General features: G+C 50.4%; 18 protein-coding genes. 17 read left to right on the forward strand and 1 reads right to left on the reverse strand.

The features are described from left to right. Window positions 1-66: 66 nt before the first annotated feature. From fapR to rnc, 6 genes are all read left to right on the forward strand, one after another. Complete coding sequence (gene fapR / locus KNO68_RS02350; protein ID WP_015881355.1) at window positions 67-636, forward strand: transcription factor FapR; 570 nt, start codon at window positions 67-69, stop codon at window positions 634-636. Continuing rightward, window positions 633-1622 carry a phosphate acyltransferase PlsX gene (gene plsX / locus KNO68_RS02355; RefSeq protein ID WP_214684489.1) on the forward strand — a complete coding sequence of 330 codons (990 nt, stop codon included), beginning with the start codon at window positions 633-635 and terminating at the stop codon, window positions 1620-1622. The genes fapR and plsX overlap by 4 nt, the downstream gene beginning before the upstream one ends. A gap of 18 nt (window positions 1623-1640) precedes the next feature. Next, on the forward strand, window positions 1641-2561 hold the full coding sequence (gene fabD / locus KNO68_RS02360) for an ACP S-malonyltransferase (RefSeq protein WP_214684488.1): 921 nt from the start codon (window positions 1641-1643) through the stop codon (window positions 2559-2561). Then, window positions 2554-3294 (forward strand): 3-oxoacyl-[acyl-carrier-protein] reductase, encoded by a 741-nt coding sequence (fabG, locus tag KNO68_RS02365; RefSeq protein WP_015881358.1) that lies wholly within the window; start codon window positions 2554-2556, stop codon window positions 3292-3294. The genes fabD and fabG overlap by 8 nt, the downstream gene beginning before the upstream one ends. Before the next feature lie 58 nt (window positions 3295-3352). Beyond that, entirely contained in the window at window positions 3353-3592 is a 240-nt protein-coding gene (gene acpP, locus KNO68_RS02370) for an acyl carrier protein (RefSeq protein WP_015881359.1), read from the forward strand. Window positions 3593-3715: 123 nt separating this feature from the next. After that, on the forward strand, window positions 3716-4432 hold the full coding sequence (rnc, locus tag KNO68_RS02375; RefSeq protein ID WP_035387821.1) for a ribonuclease III: 717 nt from the start codon (window positions 3716-3718) through the stop codon (window positions 4430-4432). A 37-nt stretch (window positions 4433-4469) separates the two neighbouring features. On the opposite strand, the gene KNO68_RS02380 is transcribed toward rnc, so the two are convergent. Then, on the reverse strand, window positions 4470-4664 hold the full coding sequence (locus KNO68_RS02380) for a DUF1128 family protein (protein ID WP_015881361.1): 195 nt from the start codon (window positions 4662-4664) through the stop codon (window positions 4470-4472). A gap of 114 nt (window positions 4665-4778) precedes the next feature. Between KNO68_RS02380 and smc the strand changes: the two genes are divergently transcribed. From smc to KNO68_RS02435, 11 genes are all read left to right on the forward strand, one after another. Then, on the forward strand, window positions 4779-8336 hold the full coding sequence (gene smc, locus KNO68_RS02385) for a chromosome segregation protein SMC (RefSeq protein ID WP_215112001.1): 3558 nt from the start codon (window positions 4779-4781) through the stop codon (window positions 8334-8336). Next, window positions 8333-9358 (forward strand): signal recognition particle-docking protein FtsY, encoded by a 1026-nt coding sequence (gene ftsY / locus KNO68_RS02390; protein WP_015881363.1) that lies wholly within the window; start codon window positions 8333-8335, stop codon window positions 9356-9358. The genes smc and ftsY overlap by 4 nt, the downstream gene beginning before the upstream one ends. Window positions 9359-9454: 96 nt before the next feature. Next, the gene (locus KNO68_RS02395) at window positions 9455-9778 is read left to right on the forward strand and encodes a putative DNA-binding protein (protein ID WP_015881364.1); all 324 of its coding nucleotides are present in this window, start codon (window positions 9455-9457) and stop codon (window positions 9776-9778) included. Between the two features lie 11 nt (window positions 9779-9789). Further along, window positions 9790-11130, forward strand: coding sequence for a signal recognition particle protein (ffh, locus tag KNO68_RS02400; protein WP_031421628.1), 1341 nt, complete (start codon window positions 9790-9792; stop codon window positions 11128-11130). An 82-nt stretch (window positions 11131-11212) separates the two neighbouring features. Next, a complete protein-coding gene (gene rpsP, locus KNO68_RS02405) occupies window positions 11213-11488 on the forward strand; it encodes a 30S ribosomal protein S16 (protein ID WP_015881366.1) in 276 nt (91 codons plus the stop codon). Between the two features lie 53 nt (window positions 11489-11541). After that, window positions 11542-12060: a ribosome maturation factor RimM gene (rimM, locus tag KNO68_RS02410; protein WP_078146685.1), complete on the forward strand. Its 519-nt coding sequence runs from the start codon at window positions 11542-11544 to the stop codon at window positions 12058-12060. Then, the gene (trmD, locus tag KNO68_RS02415; RefSeq protein ID WP_078146686.1) at window positions 12050-12766 is read left to right on the forward strand and encodes a tRNA (guanosine(37)-N1)-methyltransferase TrmD; all 717 of its coding nucleotides are present in this window, start codon (window positions 12050-12052) and stop codon (window positions 12764-12766) included. Before rimM ends, trmD begins: the two co-directional genes overlap by 11 nt. A 114-nt stretch (window positions 12767-12880) precedes the next feature. Further along, complete coding sequence (rplS, locus tag KNO68_RS02420) at window positions 12881-13234, forward strand: 50S ribosomal protein L19 (protein WP_015881369.1); 354 nt, start codon at window positions 12881-12883, stop codon at window positions 13232-13234. A gap of 82 nt (window positions 13235-13316) precedes the next feature. Next, window positions 13317-13859: a signal peptidase I gene (gene lepB, locus KNO68_RS02425; RefSeq protein ID WP_015881370.1), complete on the forward strand. Its 543-nt coding sequence runs from the start codon at window positions 13317-13319 to the stop codon at window positions 13857-13859. A gap of 12 nt (window positions 13860-13871) precedes the next feature. Further along, a complete protein-coding gene (gene ylqF / locus KNO68_RS02430) occupies window positions 13872-14732 on the forward strand; it encodes a ribosome biogenesis GTPase YlqF (RefSeq protein WP_078146688.1) in 861 nt (286 codons plus the stop codon). 41 nt (window positions 14733-14773) lie between these two features. After that, the gene (locus KNO68_RS02435; protein ID WP_078146689.1) at window positions 14774-15526 is read left to right on the forward strand and encodes a ribonuclease HII; all 753 of its coding nucleotides are present in this window, start codon (window positions 14774-14776) and stop codon (window positions 15524-15526) included. The last annotated feature ends 4 nt before the right edge of the window (window positions 15527-15530 follow it).

Below are 15530 nucleotides of genomic sequence, written 5' to 3' on the forward strand. Positions count from 1 at the left end.
AAGAATATATACTGCTATTAGTACCAGGTATTAAGTTCTTTAGCGATTAGTTTAGGAGGGAACTGAATGCGGGTACCTAAGAAAGAGCGGCAACGCTTGTTACAAGAAACGATTGAGCATAACCCGTTCATCAAAGACGAAGAACTGTCAAAGCAGTTTTCTGTCAGCATCCAAACAATTCGACTCGACCGGATGGAATTAAAAATTCCGGAAGTGAGGGAACGGATCAAACATGTGGCTTCCGAACATCTCGATGAAGTCAAATCGCTTTCAATGAGCGAGGTCATCGGTGATATGATTGACTTGAAGCTAGATGACTCTGCGATCTCAGTCCTCGATATAGAAAAAGAACACGTCTTTAGCCGCAACGAGATTGCCCGTGGACATGTCTTGTTCGCGCAAGCCAACTCGTTAGCGGTGGCGCTCATCAATGATGAATTGGCGTTGACCACTAAAGCGGACATTCGCTTCAGTCGCCAAGTTCATCTTGGAGAGCGAGTCGTTGCCAAGGCTCGTGTGATGAAACTACGAGGGGACGGGAGAACGGACGTCACAGTTGAAAGTTATGTCGGTGAGGAGTGCGTCTTTGATGGCGACTTCACGATTTACCGACGTGGTGAGGAGGAGCAAGCATGAAGTTAGCGATTGATGCAATGGGTGGCGATCACGCACCGAAGGCGATTGTAGAAGGTGTGAAACGGTTCGTCGCGCAATATCCGAATGAACCGATGGAACTCTTTTTAGTCGGTGATGAGGTGAAAATTGCCTCATACGGTCTTGATGACCCTCGAGTAACGGTCGTTCCAGCCAGTGAGATCATTACAGGCGAAGACGAACCGGTACGGGCGGTGCGCCGTAAGAAGGACAGCTCGCTCGTCGTGGCAGCTCAGCTCGTCAAAGAAGGAAAAGCGGATGCTCTCGTGTCTGCCGGGAATACCGGCGCATTGATGGCGGCGTCTCTTTTCATCATCGGACGGATCCCAGGAATCGAGCGTCCGGCATTATCTCCGACGTTCCCTACATATACTGGTAGTGGTGTCGTCGTCCTGGATGTCGGAGCGAATCCGGATGCAAAAGCTGAACACCTCGTCGACTATGCGATTATGGGTTCACTGTATGCGGAACATGTGCGTGGCATCAAGACACCGCGTGTCGCCCTTCTCAATATCGGGACAGAAGCGGGTAAAGGAAATGCGCTGACAAAAGAAGCGTTCCCCCTCCTTGAACAGGCACCTGTCTATTTTGTTGGGAATGTCGAAGCGCGTGAAGCGATGTCAGGTGACGTGGACGTCATCGTGACCGAAGGATTTGCCGGAAACATCTTGTTAAAGGGTGTGGAGGGCTCCTCTTCGATGCTCATGAAGATGATGAAAGAACAATTCACGAGTGACCTTGTATCTAAACTCGCCGCTCTCATCTTAAAACCGAAATTGAGACGATTAAAAGAAACGCTGGATTATCGCGAACACGGGGGAGCCGGATTATTCGGGATCAATGCGCCGGTCATCAAGGCGCATGGGTCGAGCGATGCACTCGCCATCATGAGTGCGTTGAAACAGGCGAAAATCATGGTAGATCACGATGTCGTGGAAAAAATCAAGCGTGCCAAAGCCATAGACTAAGCGAAAGCAGGTGGAGATATGGGGAAAGTAGCATGGGTGTTTCCGGGGCAAGGTTCTCAAGCCGTTGGAATGGGACAAACCTTTTTAAATCACCCTGAAGCGCTTCAAGCAATCGGACGTCGACTCGGGTTTGACCTCCTTGAAGTCATGTCATCCGGGTCGAAGGAAGACCTACAAGAAACGGAAGTGGCGCAGCCGGCCATCGTGGCGCACGCCTCGCTCCTCGCGCAAGCCTATGCGAAGAGCGGTGCGGCACCAGATGTCGTCATCGGGCATAGTGTTGGTGAATATGCGGCGCTCGTCAGTGCGGGTGTCATCGATCTTGAAGAAGCGACCGTTCTCGTCCGGGCGCGTGGACAGTTGATGTCTGAAGTGAAGGATGGAACGATGGCTGCAGTCGTCGGGATGACCGATCTTCAAGAGGCGCTTCATATCACTGAAAAAATCAGTGCGAGCGGGAATTTAGTTCAAATCGCCAACTTGAATTGTCCTGGTCAATTCGTGATTTCAGGGCATGTCGACGCGGTCGAACAAGCGGGCGTGGAATTGAAGGCTGCCGGTGCGAAGCGGGTATTGCCGTTAAACGTATCTGGAGCGTTCCATAGTTCCTACATGATGCCGGCGGCAACGCGTTTCCAAGATGTCCTCGCCTCGTCACCGTTTGAAGCGGCTTCCGTCGACATGATTTCGAACGTGGACGCGGAGGTGCATCGTGACCCTGAACAGTTGAAGGCGTTATTGACGAAACAACTGTATTCGTCTGTCCGCTTTGAAGATTGTGTACGCAAGGCGATTGCAGACGGCGTAGACACGTTCATCGAGTTCGGCCCATCTTCACCGCTTTCAGGATTGATTAAACGAATCGACTCGAACGTTTCGATTCAAAAGGCGACCACGCTCGAAGAAGTCGCCTCGTTAGGAGGAGAAGTACGTGCATGATCAAGTGGCGATCGTGACAGGGGCGTCCCGGGGAATCGGGGCGGCCATCGCGAAGCGTTTAGGGGAAGACGGCTTTCGGGTCGTCGTGAACTACTCGGGTAGTGAACAAAAGGCGAATGATGTCGTGGCCATGATCACGGAGGCAGGCGGCGAAGCCATCGCCGTGAAAGCAGATGTATCGAATGCTGACGATGTCAAAGCGCTCGTCAAGACGACAGTCGATACGTTCGGACGCGTCGATTGTCTCGTCAACAATGCAGGAATCACCCGCGACGGGTTACTCATGCGGATGAAAGAAGCCGATTTCGAAGATGTGCTATCGACGAACTTAAAAGGCGCCTTTTTGACATCACAAGCCGTCACGAGACCTTTGCTCAAGTCGAAAGCAGGTCGAATCATCAACATCGCCTCGGTTGTCGGGATTACCGGCAATGCAGGACAAGCGAACTATGCGGCTGCAAAAGCAGGGTTGATCGGATTGACAAAATCGGTGGCGCGCGAACTCGCGGGACGTCACGTGACGGTCAATGCCGTCTGTCCAGGGTTCATTCAAACGGATATGACCGATGCCTTGACAGATGCTCAACGAGAGGCTACACTCGAGCAAATTCCGTTCAACCGTTTCGGACAGGTGGAGGATGTGGCGAACCTTGTCTCCTTCCTCGCATCGGAACAAGCGGCTTATGTGACCGGGCAGACGATTGCCGTCGATGGCGGCATGACGATGGCGTAAAAGAGAACTTTACCAACAGACTGACATTTAATATACTTACCTTTGGAGGGATTTTATCATGACAAAAGAACAAATTTTAGTAGACGTACAAGAAGCAGTTGCTGAGAAGCTCGGGAAAGACGTATCTGAGATCACAGCAGAGAAATCGTTCAAGGATGACCTTGGTGCGGATTCACTTGAAGTAATGGAAATGGTGATGGACCTCGAAGACAAATTCGACATCACGATCGAAGACGAAGACGCTGAGAAGCTCGCGACTGTTGGCGACGTAGTGGCTTACATCGAAACAAAATTGTAATCAAGCCATCCCACCGCTCGGTTCCGGGCGGTGGGCTTGTGCTTATTCATGGAGGGAACTATGACAAAAGACAAACGACGGTTTGACCGTCAAGGGTCGGCGCAGCGACGTCGGCGTCAGGAGATGGAACGAGCACGCATCTTGGAATTATTTAAATCATTGGAAGAACGGTTAGACGTTCAATTTTCGAATCACGACTTGTTGATGCAGGCGTTCACACACTCATCTTATGTGAATGAGCAACGCGGGTTACGAAAAGACAATGAACGTTTAGAATTTTTAGGGGATGCTGTTTTAGAACTGACCGTATCTCGCTTTCTCTATGAGACTTATCCGGAGCGCTCCGAGGGGGAATTGACGAAATTACGAGCGGCGATCGTATGTGAACCGTCACTCGTGAATTTTGCGGAAGCTTATGCTTTCTCTGACTTCATCTTGCTTGGGAAAGGTGAAGAGTTGACCGGTGGACGAAAACGTCCGGCACTGCTTGCCGACGTGTTCGAATCCTATATCGGTGCTCTTTATTTGGACCAGGGAATTGAGGCCGTCGAACGATTCCTCGCCGAAGCGGTTTTTCCGAAAGTCTTAGCGGGAGTATTTGAAGAACAGACCGATTTCAAGAGCCAGTTACAGGAGAGCGTTCAACGGGAAGGACTCGGACCTGTTTCGTATGAAATCATCGAGGAACGCGGACCGGCGCATAGCCGGGAATTCGTCGCACATGCACGCCTCAGCGACGACATCGTCGGTGAAGGGGTCGGACGTTCGAAAAAAGAAGCCGAGCAATTGGCTGCTAAAGAAGCGCTTATTGCCTTTAATCGGCGCTACGCAGATTTATAAACGAAAGGAGTGGACCGCTTGGGGGTCCACTCCTTTTTCATGTCAATTGACCGAGTTCTTCGACGATACCATCGACTTCCGACAAAGAGAGCGAAGAGCGTGTCATCACGTACTCGTAAATCTCTTTCACCGCTGACGGATCAGCCGCATTATATTCTTCCGCTTTGATTGCACCGCGGTTAATAATGTTCATTTTATCCAAAATGGCTTCAATCATCTGTTCATTCGTCATCTGTATTCCCCTTTCTACAGTTCTTTTTAGAATAGCATGATTCGGGCATTTTGACGAACTGTTAACTGTGGTAAAATATACAGATGAATGCTTACTGCGGATAGGATGGTCACGATGCACTTAAAACGAATCGAACTCGCTGGCTTTAAATCATTTGCCAAGCGAATTGAATTAGATTTCCGTCCCGGCGTCACGGCTGTAGTAGGGCCGAACGGGAGCGGGAAATCCAATATATCGGACGCTGTTCGCTGGGTACTCGGAGAACAGTCGGCCAAATCACTTCGTGGTGCCAAGATGGAAGATGTCATCTTTGCCGGAAGTGAAGGAGAGAATCACCGAAATGTCGCCGAAGTCACGCTCGTCCTCGATAATCGAGACGAACAGTTGCGTCTCCCATATGAAGAAGTGAGTGTGACCCGTCGCGTGACCCGAAGTGGGGACAGCGACTATTTTATGAATAAAAAACCATGTCGGTTAAAAGATGTGATTGATTTATTTATGGATACAGGTCTTTCACGAGATGCGTTCGCCATCATCGGTCAAGGGCGGGTCGAACAAGTCATTTCTGGGAAACCGGAAGATCGCCGTGCCGTCATTGAAGAGGCAGCCGGTGTATTGAAATATCGTCAGCGGAAAAAACAGGCTGAACGCAAGTTACAGGACACCGAATTAAACTTGTCCCGAGTCGACGACATTCTGTTCGAGTTGGCGGACCGGGTCGAACCGCTCCGTGAACAGGCTGCACTCGCGCGGGAGTACAAAGTCGCCAAAGCGAGGCATGATGAACTCGAAACGGGAATCATGGGCGCAGAAATTCAATTGCTCCAACAGGAGATTGAACAAGTGTCGGCACGTCACGTGGAATCGGTTCAACAGTTATCTGACTGTGACCGTTCGGTACGTGACCTCACGGAGGAACGTAGCGGGCTCGAAGCAACGCTTGCTGAGCTGCGTGAAGAATTGACAGAGCTCAACCAAAACGAACGGGAGCACTCGACCTATGTCGAGCGCTTGACGGGTGACATCAAGCTCGCAAAAGCACAAGAAGAACATGGTGCCGAGATGAAAGAACGACTCATCCGTCAACGCGAAGAAGTACGTGCGGAGATGACCGAGCTTGAAGCGCGGTTGAAGGTCGTTCGTGAAGAACTTGACCAAAAAGGAAACACGTTGAAACAAACGACTGCGACGAGAGAGACGCTTCAACAACAGTTGACAGCCGCCTCTCGTGATTTCAATGCTGAAATTGAAGCGTTACAAAGTGAGGCGTTTGAACTCGCGACAACGAAAGCGACAATCGGTAACCAACAAAAGCGGGAACAACGAGATATCGATGTCGCCGTCGAGTCGAAAGAACGCCTTCTTCGCGAGAACAAACATCGTCTCGAGGATCGTTCCTCGCAGGAAGCGACGCTTTTGACGACTCGAGAACAGTATGAAGTGGTGCAAAGTCGCTTTGAACAACTGAGTAAAAAAGAAACGGAACTTCGGGACGAAGAGATGTCAATTCGTGAAAAACGTACCCGAGCCGAATCGTCTTATTACGATCTCGAACGCCGCCGTCAGAAGACGGAAGACCGAATCGAGATGCTCGAACGGATGAAGCAATCGTATGAAGGCTATTTCCATGCGGTCAAGTTCGTCTTAAAAGACCGCTCACCAGGTGTCCTTGGTGCTGTCGCCGAATTGATTCGTGTCCGTCCTTCGTATGAAGCGGCAATCGAAACGGCACTTGGGCAGACACAGCAGCATGTAGTCGTACAAGATGAGTCAGTGGGGCGCCGTGAAATTGACAAATTACGAAAAGCCAACGCAGGACGGGCGACATTCTTGCCGATGACGACGATCAAACCGAGATTCGTGCCGAGTGACGTGTTCGATCGACTCGACTCGATGAACGGATTTGTCGGGGTGGCGTCGGAACTCGTTGAAACAGATGCATCATACGAGACGTTGAAAAAGTCGTTGCTCGGTTCAGTGCTCGTGGCGGAGACACTTGAAGTCGCGAACCGCATCGCCCAATCGACGGGTTATCGTTTCCGTGTCGTCACGTTAGAAGGGGACATCGTCAACGTCGGTGGTTCGATGACGGGTGGTAGTCGCAAGCAGGGCGTGGCCCTGTTCACGCAGTCGCGCGAATTGGATGACTTGAAACAAGGTCTCACCCAAGGGCTCGCCATGTTGCATGAACAAAAAACACGTCTTCAAGAGTATACAGAACAGTTGACGGACATTACGCGTCAATTATCTGAACTTCGGGATGAGAAACGTTCCGTTGAAACGAACCTCCGTGAAGTCGAGTCAGCCTACCGTACTGCGGAACGTGCCTCGCTCGATGCCAAGTCACAACTTGAACTGTTCGATCATGAAATGATGCGCTACGAGCGGACGATCGAGACAGCGACTGCCGAATTAGAGCGACTGACGATTGAATTGGCCGATACGGACCGCGCACAAGCTGACATTCGTTCTCGTCTCGAATCGCTTCGGGCCGAGCAGGCGAAAAGTGCTCAGAGCACGGGCCAACTGGAATCGATGCTTCGTCAAAACGAGCTCGATCTTCAGCGGCACACGCTCGAAGAAGAACGGGTCCGATATGAATTGGACCGTTTGACGACCGAACAAAATCGTCTGCAGGAACGAAGCGATCAGATGGAGCGTGAACTGACGCGGCTCGAGAGTGGAGAAGTCGTGTCGTCTATGGAACTTGAGGCGACGCTTGCTACTGCCAAACTGGATTTCACAGAAATTCAAGAGCGGCTTCAAGAAGTGACGGCAACACTCAAGACGAACGAAGAGGCGTATCGGATCATACGTCAACGGGTCGATCAGGCAACGGAGGCAAGACGTCAAGCAGAAGCTGTCGTCCGAAAACTCGAAACGGCAAAACAAGAGTTCGAGCTGAAACGACAATGGAAGCTCGATGCATTAGAAGAGAATGGACTCGTTGCAGAACTATTGCCGGCACTCGAGATCCCACTAGAAGAGGCGAAAGAGGAGTTCAAGTTGCTCGTTCGTCAAATCGAAGAGATCGGACCGGTCAATCTGAATGCGATCGAAGAGTTTGATAGTGTCCATGAACGGTTCACATTCTTATCCGAGCAACGGGATGACCTCGTCAGTGCAAAAGAGGATTTATATGAGATCATCGCCGAGATGGACCGCGAAGTGACACGCCTCTTCAAAGAGACCTATACGAGCGTCCGGGCGCACTTCAAACAGACGTTCACCGAGCTCTTCGGTGGCGGGGAAGCGGATTTGAAATTGGTCGACGAATCGGATTTGTTGAACACAGGAATCGAAATCGTCGCCAAACCACCGGGTAAAAAGTTACAGACGCTCAGTCTGTTGTCTGGTGGGGAGCGTGCGCTGACGGCCATCGCCTTATTGTTTGCGATTTTGAAGACGCGTCCCGTACCGTTCTGTGTCCTCGATGAAGTCGAGGCGGCCCTTGACGAGGCGAACGTGCATCGTTTCGGAGAATACATTCGGACGTTGTCGATCGACACGCAGTTCGTCATCATCACGCACCGTAAAGGCACGATGGAAGCGGCGGACACACTATATGGCGTCACGATGCAACAGAACGGGGTGTCCGAGGTATTATCGGTCGAACTGTCTGAAGCAAAACGTGTCGTTGAAATGGATGAAGAGATGGAGGAATCACGTTGAGCTTTTTCAAGAAATTAAAAGAGAAATTGACGACATCTACCCAAGAGGTGTCACAGAAGTTTACAGAGGGGTTGACGAAGACACGTGACGGCTTTGCAAGTGCCGTCAACGACCTCGTCTATCGCTTCCGCGAGGTGGATGAAGATTTCTTCGATGAACTCGAAGATTTACTCATTCAAGCGGACGTCGGCGTCACGACGACGATGGACCTCGTCGAAGATTTGAAAGAAGAAGTGAAGCGACGTAATCTGAAGGACCCGGTCGCGGTGCGTGACGCACTCGTCGAAGTGGTGGCGAACCGCCTCCAAGAGGATGAATCGGACCGTGAACTCAATATGCAGGACGGACTCACGGTCATCTTGTTTGTCGGCGTCAATGGTGTCGGAAAGACAACGACCATCGGCAAGCTGGCGCACCAGTTGAAATCTGAAGGGCGTTCCGTCATGCTCGCGGCAGGTGATACGTTCCGTGCCGGCGCTATCGAGCAACTTCAAGTATGGGGAGAACGTGTCGGGGTACCCGTCATTCGTCAAACGGAAGGATCTGACCCGGCTGCAGTCGTCTTTGACGCCGTTCAGGCTGCCAAGTCACGCAACATGGACGTCTTGATTTGTGATACGGCGGGACGTCTTCAAAATAAGGTCAATCTAATGAAAGAACTTGAAAAAGTCAAACGAGTCATTGAGCGGGAAGTACCGAACGGACCGCACGAAGTATTGCTCGCATTAGACGCGACGACGGGTCAAAACGCCATGGTTCAAGCGAAAGCGTTCAAAGAAGCGACGAACGTGAGCGGAATCGTCCTCACGAAGCTCGATGGGACGGCCAAAGGCGGAATTGTCCTAGCGATTCGGAACGAACTCGATATCCCGGTCAAGTATGTCGGCCTTGGAGAGAAGATTGACGATTTACAGGAGTTTGATCCAGAACAGTTCGTCCTTGGATTGTTCGGTGACGTTTTTGAAGACAAGAACGAGGAAGCTTTGACAGAAAAAGAGGACACAAACGAGGACCTCGCCTAAGTTTTGCTGTTAAGAAAAAAACTTGACAAGTACTAGGCACGGCTGTACTATAGGTAGTTGTAAAGGGATTTCACTTAACATGTGGAGGTGAAAGGTTTGACGCTCGAAAAAACGAATCGCATGAACTATCTCATCGATTTCTATCAAGCGCTCCTCACACCGAAACAGCGCAACTATATGTCTCTTTATTACCTAGATGACTACTCGCTCGGAGAGATTGCGGAAGAGTTTGAAGTCAGCCGTCAAGCGGTCTACGATAACATAAAGCGTACAGAAACGATGCTTGAACAGTACGAGGAAAAGCTAGCCCTATTCGAAAAGTTCGAACAGCGCCAGCAACTTCTTCAGACCCTCAAACGTCAAGTCGAGCTCACCGATGACGTGAGCGCCACGATTTCTGCGCTTGAGAATTTAGAGTAGGGGGCTGAAGCATGGCATTTGAAGGATTATCAGAACGATTGCAATCGACACTTTCAAAAATGCGCGGTAAAGGGAAAATCTCGGAGGCCGATGTCAAAGAGATGATGCGTGAGGTACGCCTCGCCCTCCTCGAAGCCGACGTCAACTTTAAAGTCGTCAAGCAATTCGTCAATGACGTGAAGGAGCGCGCCGTTGGTCAGGATGTCATGAAATCATTGACGCCAGGTCAACAAGTCGTCAAAATCGTTCACGAAGAGTTGTCGAACTTGATGGGAAGCGATGTCGTCCCGATCACATTCAGTCAGAAACCACCGACAGTCGTCATGATGGTCGGTCTGCAAGGGGCAGGGAAAACGACAACGACCGGGAAGCTAGCGAACTTGATTCGTAAAAAGCATAACCGAAGTCCTCTTCTCGTCGCGGCGGACATTTACCGTCCGGCGGCAATCAAGCAGCTCGAGACACTCGGAAAACAACTCGATTTACCGGTCTTCTCACTTGGTGATCAAGTGAAGCCGGAAGAGATTGTGACGAAGGCACTCGAGTACGCAAAAACAAATCATCACGATTTCGTGTTGATCGATACGGCCGGTCGCCTTCATATCGATGAGACGCTTATGGGCGAGCTCGAAAATGTGAAGACGATTGCCAAACCAAATGAGATCTTCCTCGTCGTCGATTCGATGACGGGTCAAGATGCGGTCAATGTGGCCGACAGTTTCAATGAGAAACTCGGAATCACCGGGGTCGTGCTCACAAAGCTCGACGGAGATACACGAGGCGGGGCAGCCCTTTCGATCAAGGCAGTCACGGGAGCGCCGATTAAATTCGTCGGTCTCGGAGAAAAGTTGGATGCCCTCGAACCATTCCACCCGGAACGCATGGCGTCACGGATCCTTGGAATGGGGGACGTGCTCTCGCTCATTGAAAAAGCCGAGACACAGATGGACCAAGACGCAGCGAAGGAGCTTGAAAGCAAAATTCGTGACGCGTCATTCACGTTCGATGATTTCATTGAACAGTTGGCCCAAGTGAAAAACATGGGACCAATTGATGAATTACTTTCGATGTTACCTGGTGCAGGTAAGATGAAAGGGTTGAAGAACGTCCAAATCGACGAGAAACAACTCGATCACGTCGAAGCGATCATTCGCTCGATGACGAAACATGAGCGCGCCAATCCGGAAGTGCTCAACGCGAGTCGTCGTAAGCGGATCGCAAAAGGGAGCGGTCGCTCGATTCAAGAAGTGAACCGTCTCATCAAACAGTTCGATGACATGAAGAAGATGATGAAACAAATGTCAGGACAAATGAAAGGGAAGAAAAAAGGTCTCGGCCTTCCATTCTTCTAACAAAATCTTTTGTCAGTCGAACGAAAAAGCTGTATACTATAAAAGTTGTCAATTCTTAAACACATGATGGAGGTATATTACCATGGCAGTTAAAATTCGTCTTAAGCGCATGGGCGCAAAAAAATCACCTTTCTACCGTATCGTTGTAGCAGACTCACGTTCACCACGTGACGGTCGCTTCATCGAGCAAGTTGGTCACTACAACCCGGTTGCAAAACCAGAAGCAGAAGTTCGCATCAACGAAGAACTCGCTCTCAAATGGTTGGCAGACGGCGCGAAGCCATCTGACACAGTACGCAACTTGTTCTCTAAAGCAGGGATCATGGAGAAATTCCACAACGCGAAAAACGCGAAGTAATGATGTGGCCGACCTTTTCTGAGGTCGGCCTATTTTGTTGAGGAGGGAAAAAGATGGACTGGTTATATGTAGGGAAAATCGCCAATACGCACGGCCTAAAAGGGGAAGTGAAGATTTTGGCGGCGACAGACTTTCCAGAAGAGCGATTTAAAAAAGGAAACACGTTGTTTCTTGATGTCGACGGAACGAAACAAGAAATGACGATCACGACGTATCGTCCTCATAAGCAGTTTCACCTCGTCACATTCAAAGGGTTTGACAATATCAATCTCATTGAAAAATATAAAGGGCTGAAACTATATGTCCACGCCGAACACGTCCACGACTTGGACGAACACGAATATTATTATCATGAAATCATCGGCTGTGAGGCTGTCGTGGATGGGGAAGTCATTGGTGTCGTCGACGACATCTTTGAAACGAATGGAGCGAACGACGTATGGGTCATCAAACGACCAGGAAAGTCGGACGCGCTCATCCCTTATATCGAATCGGTCGTCCAAGAGATTGATGTCGATGCGAAGCGTGTCGTCATCACGCCGATCCCTGGAATGATTGACGATGAAGATTGATGTATTGACGTTGTTCCCCGAGATGTTTCATGCGCTCGATCACTCCATCGTCGGTCGGGCGAAGACGCTCGGGCAAGTGGAGATGTCGTTCCTCAATTTTCGGGACTTTTCAACGAACAAGCATCATAAAGTCGATGATTATCCGTACGGCGGTGGAGCGGGCATGTTGCTCACGCCGCAGCCGATCTTTGATGCATTTCATTCCCTTGAGGCGAAGAGCCCAAGGGTCATTCTCACGACGCCTACCGGAAAACCGTTCAATCAACGAATGGCCGAAGAATGGGCCAAGGAGGAACATCTGGTCTTTCTATGTGGACATTATGAAGGGTTCGACCAACGGATCCATGATGAACTGGCGACCGACGAGGTGTCGATCGGTGATTTCGTTTTGACAGGTGGAGAGCTCGCGACGATGGTCATGATTGATGCGACCGTAAGGCTCATTCCGGATGTACTTGGCGATCAGGCGAGCCATGAAGACGACTCGTTCTCGACTGGTCTCTTGGAATACCCTCACTATACACGACCGGCTGATTTTCGTGGATTGACCGTGCCGGAAGTGCTCTTGTCGGGAAATCACGCCCGGATCGAGGCATGGCGCCGAGAGCAATCGCTCGAACGCACGTATCGACGACGTCCGGATTTGCTCGAACATGTCGAGTTGACGGATGTCGATAAAAAGTTTCTGCAATCGTTGCGCGATTGAGAAATATATGCTATGTTTGAGCATGTGGGTTAAACCCATCGATTACCGATGTTCCGCTATTGGATGCTTGGGCATATGAAGATATGAACATTGAAGAAAAAGGAGATATGATTCATGAACACACAAAAACTGTTCCGTGAAATCACAGAAGAACAATTCAAATCGGACGTACCTGCTTTCCGTCCTGGTGACACAGTACGTGTCCACGTTAAAGTTGTAGAGGGAACGCGTGAGCGTATCCAGATCTTCGAAGGTGTTGTAATCAAGCGTAAAGGTGGCGGCATCAGCGAAACATTCACAGTCCGTAAGATTTCTTACGGCGTAGGTGTTGAGCGTGCATTCCCGCTTCACTCACCACGCGTTGCACAAATCGAAGTCGTACGCTACGGTAAAGTTCGCCGTGCGAAACTTTACTACCTCCGTAACCTTCGCGGTAAAGCAGCACGTATTAAAGAAATCCGTCGTTAAGATGGGAATTAAGCTTGTCGCTTGCGACAAGCTTCTTTTTTTCTAGTACAATAAGTTCAAATGGATAGAGGAGTGAGTGAAGTTGAAAGAAGTGTTTAGTTGGCTAAAAGCCATCGTGGTCGCTCTTGTCATCGCGTTCGTCATCCGGACGTTCATCTTCGTTCCTGTCATCGTTGAAGGAGAGTCGATGATGCCGACACTCCACAATGCGGATCGAATGATCGTCAGTAAAATTTCGAACTATGTTGGGGAGCTAGACCGAGGTGATATCGTCGTATTCCATGCGACTGAATCAAAAGACTATATTAAACGTGTCATCGCCATCCCAGGCGACACGCTCGAATATCGAGATGATGTACTTTATATTAACGGTGAAGCGGTCGAAGAGCCGTATTTAGACGAGTTTCGTGCCCAGATGAACGGGTTCCCGTTGACGGAGAACTTCACACTCGAACAAGTGACGGGTGAGTCGGTCGTTCCAGAGGAATCATACTTCGTCATGGGAGACAATCGTCAAAACTCGAAAGACAGCCGTGAGATCGGATTTGTGTCGAAAGAGGAGATTGTCGGCAAGACGAACTTCATCTTCTGGCCACTCGATGATGTTGGCACGGTAGAAGATTAAGGTGGTGCTTTTTTGGCAATTCAATGGTTTCCTGGCCACATGGCCAAAGCAAGAAGACAAGTAACTGAAAAATTAAAGCTAATCGATGTCGTCATCGAACTCGTAGATGCACGCGTGCCTCAGTCGAGTCGCAACCCGATGGTCGATGAGATTACAGCGGGAAAACCCCGTCTCATCGTCTTGAACAAAGCAGACATGGCCGACCCCGTCGTGACGGAGGCGTGGTTACGTGCCTTGAAACGCGAAGAAGTCGAGGTTGTCGCTGTCGACGCGAAGCATAGCAAAGGCTTAAAACAGCTCATCACGGGTGCTCAGAAGTTGATGAAAGAAAAGCATGACCGGATGCGTGAGAAGGGGCGTAACCCCGGACCGATCCGTGCGCTCATCATCGGAATCCCGAACGTCGGGAAGTCGACGCTCATCAACCGTCTCGCTGGACGAAACATTGCTATCACGGGCGACCGTCCTGGTGTGACGAAGCGTCAACAGTGGATCAAGATGAAAGGCGGCGAGATGGAACTGTTGGACACGCCGGGGATTCTCTGGCCGAAGTTCGAGGATCAACTTGTCGGATATCGTCTAGCCGCGACCGGCGCCATCAAAGACGAGATTCTCAACTTGGATGATATCGCCTTGTATACGGTTCGCGAGTTGCATGCTCGTTATCCGGAACAATTAAAGGAACGATTCAAACTTGAAACGTTACCCGAGGACGGCGTGGAGCTCCTTGAGTTGATCGGGAAAAAGCGTGGTCTCATCAGTGGTGGTTACGTCGATTTCGAAAAGGCGAGCGAACTACTTTTAAATGAACTACGACATGAAAAAATCGGACGGATCTCCCTTGAGACACCGGCTGATCACGAAATGGCGTAAAGCCCTGTGCACACAGGGCTTTTTTGAATAGGAGGAAGACCGTGACGATTCAACAGATTAAACAACAACTAGAGGACATCCGATATGAAGAATGGGTATACATCTTCCCGACCTTGTCACGAGACCCTCGAGCGGGCGTGCAAACGTTGCTACGGCAAAAACAGCGCCAATTCGAGCGAGAACGGGCGTTACAGGACGATTTCGAACGTCGCATGACGTATGAACGTGAATGGAAGGCGGAAGGCTTCACTCGAATTGTCGGAGTCGATGAGGTCGGACGGGGGCCGCTTGCGGGACCGGTCGTGGCAGCGGCGGTCTTGTTGCCGGATGGGTTCTACCTCCCGGGATTGAATGATTCAAAAAAAATGACCAAAGCGGCGAGGGACGCGGCATACGCACACATCATCGAGGTCGCAGAGGTCGGTGTCGGGATCGTCGAGCCCGCGGTAATCGATGAGATTAACATCTATGAGGCGACGAAGCTTGCGATGACAGAGGCGATCCATCAAGTCGGAGAAGTAGACGCCCTATTGATTGACGCCATGAAACTCGAGCTCGACATCCCTCAACAGTCATTGGTTAAAGGGGACACGCTCAGTGTGTCGATAGCCGCGGCAAGTGTCGTCGCTAAGGTGGTAAGGGACCGGATGATGGAAGAATATGATTTGACGTATCCTGGATACGGATTTGCGAAAAACGCAGGATATGGAACAGAGACTCATTTAGAAGGGTTAAGACGCCTTGGGGTGACTCCGATTCATCGCCGTACGTTCGCCCCCATCAAGCATATGTGAAAGG

The organism is Exiguobacterium sp. s75 (genome assembly GCF_018617145.1).
Taxonomy (GTDB): domain Bacteria; phylum Bacillota; class Bacilli; order Exiguobacteriales; family Exiguobacteriaceae; genus Exiguobacterium; species Exiguobacterium profundum.

What these genes read in the sequence shown, in the direction of transcription:
- fapR (WP_015881355.1), top strand. Translation starts at nt 67, where the DNA reads ATGCGGGTACCTAAGAAAGAGCGGCAACGCTTGTTACAAGAAACGATT.
- plsX (WP_214684489.1), top strand. Translation starts at nt 633, where the DNA reads ATGAAGTTAGCGATTGATGCAATGGGTGGCGATCACGCACCGAAGGCG.
- fabD (WP_214684488.1), top strand. Translation starts at nt 1,641, where the DNA reads ATGGGGAAAGTAGCATGGGTGTTTCCGGGGCAAGGTTCTCAAGCCGTT.
- acpP (WP_015881359.1), top strand. Translation starts at nt 3,353, where the DNA reads ATGACAAAAGAACAAATTTTAGTAGACGTACAAGAAGCAGTTGCTGAG.
- rnc (WP_035387821.1), top strand. Translation starts at nt 3,716, where the DNA reads ATGGAACGAGCACGCATCTTGGAATTATTTAAATCATTGGAAGAACGG.
- KNO68_RS02380 (WP_015881361.1), bottom strand. Translation starts at nt 4,664, where the DNA reads ATGACGAATGAACAGATGATTGAAGCCATTTTGGATAAAATGAACATT.
- smc (WP_215112001.1), top strand. Translation starts at nt 4,779, where the DNA reads ATGCACTTAAAACGAATCGAACTCGCTGGCTTTAAATCATTTGCCAAG.
- ffh (WP_031421628.1), top strand. Translation starts at nt 9,790, where the DNA reads ATGGCATTTGAAGGATTATCAGAACGATTGCAATCGACACTTTCAAAA.
- rpsP (WP_015881366.1), top strand. Translation starts at nt 11,213, where the DNA reads ATGGCAGTTAAAATTCGTCTTAAGCGCATGGGCGCAAAAAAATCACCT.
- rimM (WP_078146685.1), top strand. Translation starts at nt 11,542, where the DNA reads ATGGACTGGTTATATGTAGGGAAAATCGCCAATACGCACGGCCTAAAA.
- trmD (WP_078146686.1), top strand. Translation starts at nt 12,050, where the DNA reads ATGAAGATTGATGTATTGACGTTGTTCCCCGAGATGTTTCATGCGCTC.
- rplS (WP_015881369.1), top strand. Translation starts at nt 12,881, where the DNA reads ATGAACACACAAAAACTGTTCCGTGAAATCACAGAAGAACAATTCAAA.